General features: G+C 72.8%; 3 protein-coding genes. 2 read left to right on the top strand and 1 reads right to left on the bottom strand.

The genetic code is table 11. The features are described from left to right. Window positions 1–24: 24 nt before the first annotated feature. On the bottom strand, window positions 25–219 hold the full coding sequence (locus B7L92_RS32940) for a hypothetical protein (RefSeq protein ID WP_004990814.1): 195 nt from the start codon (window positions 217–219) through the stop codon (window positions 25–27). Window positions 220–537: 318 nt separating this feature from the next. Between B7L92_RS32940 and B7L92_RS32935 the strand changes: the two genes are divergently transcribed. Together B7L92_RS32935 and B7L92_RS32930 are read left to right on the top strand one after the other, a co-directional pair. Then, the gene (locus B7L92_RS32935; RefSeq protein WP_081240943.1) at window positions 538–930 is read left to right on the top strand and encodes an ankyrin repeat domain-containing protein; all 393 of its coding nucleotides are present in this window, start codon (window positions 538–540) and stop codon (window positions 928–930) included. A gap of 299 nt (window positions 931–1,229) precedes the next feature. Further along, a complete protein-coding gene (locus B7L92_RS32930) occupies window positions 1,230–2,648 on the top strand; it encodes a hypothetical protein (RefSeq protein ID WP_081240942.1) in 1,419 nt (472 codons plus the stop codon). Window positions 2,649–2,686 lie beyond the last annotated feature (38 nt).

Genomic DNA, 2,686 nt, shown 5'->3' with positions numbered 1-2,686 from the left:
GCGGGCGGGGCGTGGGGAGCCGGATCAGAACCTGAACCCGCCCAGGAGGCTGGCCAGGCTTTCGCCACCCGCCTTGATGCTGGGCGCGATGGCCGTACTGGCCAGATAGAAGCCGAACAGCATGGCCACCAGGGCATGCGACGCCTTCAGCCCGTCCTTGCGGAAGAAGACGAAGACGACGATGCCGAGCAGCACCACGCATGAGATCGAGATGATCATGTGAGTTCTCCTGGTTCACGGGGACAGTCACCATGAGTACTTCCAGCATCACAGCATGTATCTATACGATAAAAGGTGCAACTGGGTGATTTCCTGGAGTTTTCGCCCGCTCGGTGGAATGCCTTCCGGAGCTCCGTCCGACCACGGACCGGCGTCCTCGCGGCCGGGAGATCCGCTGTGATCCTCACCTCGGACGCGTCGGGCCATGTGTCGCGCGAGCCAGTACCCTGGCGATTCACCCGTACGGCTCTGCACCGCTCGCAGACGTACGCCCTGTCCCCGATGCACGAAGTGCTGCGCAGAGAGGCGGTCCGGCCGATGACCGATGCCCCCGACCCGGAGGTCGTGGAGCTGGCGACCAAGATCTTCGATCTGGCCCGGCGCGGCCGGACCGACGAACTCGTGGCCTATGTCGACGCGGGGGTCCCGGCCAACCTCACCAACGACCGGGGCGACTCGCTCGTGATGCTCGCCGCCTATCACGGTCACGCCGGTACGGTGCGCGCGCTGCTGGAGCGCGGCGCCGACGCCGACCGCGTCAACGACCGGGGCCAGACCCCCCTCGCGGGGGCGGTCTTCAAGGGGGAGACCGAGGTGATCGAGGCCCTTCTGGAGGGCGGCGCCGACCCGTCCGCCGGCACCCCCTCGGCCGTCGACACGGCCCGGATGTTCGGCCGGACGGAACTGCTCGACCTGTTCGGCGAGCACTGAACGGAACGCCCTGACCGGCGACGACACGGAAAACGGGGAGGCGGTACGGGGCCGCCGGAATTTCGGTCGCGGGAGATGTGACCGCCGGGTCATCATGACGACGTGATTCACGGACGCGATGGCTGGGCAGGTGTTGCCGCACCGCGCGGGCCGTGATGCGGTCCGCATGGGCCACCGACGAGAGGCAGAGAGAGATGGTCTACAACGAGCAGGAAACGGCGGGCGCCCCGACGTGTTGTCACGCGGCCAGGTAAGGCACGTCCCCGGTTGCGTCGACGCTTGATGTGAGGCTGTTTCCCATGTTCGATCCGGTCATAGCGCCCAGCGGTACGCTGCTCGGCCTGCTCCAGCGGGGCCGCGGCGACGGCACGCTGCACGCGCTCACCGCCCCGCGCGCCGAAGCGCTCGCGGCGCTGAACCACTGCGTGCTGCGCGACCCGCGCCACGACTGGCAGGTGGAGAACCGCTCCCTCTACTACGCCCGCCTCTACCTCGATCTGCACGGCGGACTGGACGCGATCGAGGCCCACCTCTTCGACCCCGAGGACGTCCTCGACACCGACGAGTCACGCACCGGACTCGCCCTCGCCGTCCTCGGGCACCTCGCCTCCTACGGCAGGCGGGACGCGCTCGAGCTGTTGCGCAGGTACGCCGCCCACGGCACCAACTGGGCCTGGGCCCTGGACGAGCTCGCCCTCCGGGACGACGACGCGGGCCTGCGCGCCCTCGCCGCCCCGGTGCTGGCGCGGTTCGCCACCGACGCCGAGGGCGAGGCGGAACTGGCCGCCACCGTCCGCGACGCCTTCGAGCCGAGGCCCTGGCGGCTGTGGGCCGACGACCCGCGCGCGTCCATCGCCACGCGCGTGCGCGCCGCCCATGAGGCCGGCTGCTTCGACCGCTGGCAGCGGCAGATGCGCCCCGGCGGGCCCCGCCCCGGCTGGAGCGTGCAGGCCGTGTTCGCATGGGCCCAGCAAGGCGTCGAACGCGGCGCCGCGCTCCACGTACCGGCCGCCCGCTGCCTCGCCGCCGTGGCGGGCCCCGAGGACCGGCCCGAGATCGTCCGGGCCGCCGAGGACGGCCCCGAGGGAGCCCGCTGCACCGCCCTGCGGTACCTCGCCGACAGCAACGATCCCGACGTCCTCGAGCTGATCGAGGGCGCCGTGGCCACGGGCTCGCCGGCCGTCGTGGAGGCCGCCGTCGACGCCTTCGAACGCATGCGCAGCCTCACGGCCGTCGACCGGGCACGCGGCTGGGCCCGCCGGCCCGACCCGCTGGGCGCCGCCGCCGGCCGCGTCCTCGCCTGCCGGGGCGGGGCCCGGGACCGCGACCTGGTCCTCGCGGCGCTCCGCGAGGCGGTGCGGGGCGAGGGCCCCGACGCCCCCACCCTGTGGACGCTCGTCGACGGCGCCGGACGCCTCGGCATCACCTGCGCCGCCCCCGTCCTCCGCCACGTCTACCGCGAGACCGCCTCGTCCCATCTGCGGGGCCGGGCCGCGCGCGCCCTCGCCGCCACCGACCCCTCCTTCGGCACCGGCTTCGCCGTCGAGTGCCTGTGGGACTGCGAGGAGTCCACCCGCGAGATCGCCGCCCGGCACGCCGAGACCGGGGACACCCGGGTGGTCGAGCGCCTGCGCCGGCTCGCCGCCGACCCGGCCGAGGAGGCCGAGGTGCAGACCGCCGTGCGCAGCCGGATCGGCCCCGAGGAGACCGCCGTGTGACCCGCTCGGGCACGCGCGGTGTGAACGGAGGACGACCC

This window comes from Streptomyces viridosporus, assembly GCF_002078235.1.
In the GTDB taxonomy this organism is placed as follows: domain Bacteria; phylum Actinomycetota; class Actinomycetes; order Streptomycetales; family Streptomycetaceae; genus Streptomyces; species Streptomyces viridosporus.
This window is presented reverse-complemented; position numbering and strand designations above follow the sequence as displayed.

Coding starts and splice junctions, on each gene's coding strand:
- B7L92_RS32935 (WP_081240943.1), top strand. CDS start 538: ATGACCGATGCCCCCGACCCGGAGGTCGTGGAGCTGGCGACCAAGATC.
- B7L92_RS32930 (WP_081240942.1), top strand. CDS start 1,230: ATGTTCGATCCGGTCATAGCGCCCAGCGGTACGCTGCTCGGCCTGCTC.
- B7L92_RS32940 (WP_004990814.1), bottom strand. CDS start 219: ATGATCATCTCGATCTCATGCGTGGTGCTGCTCGGCATCGTCGTCTTC.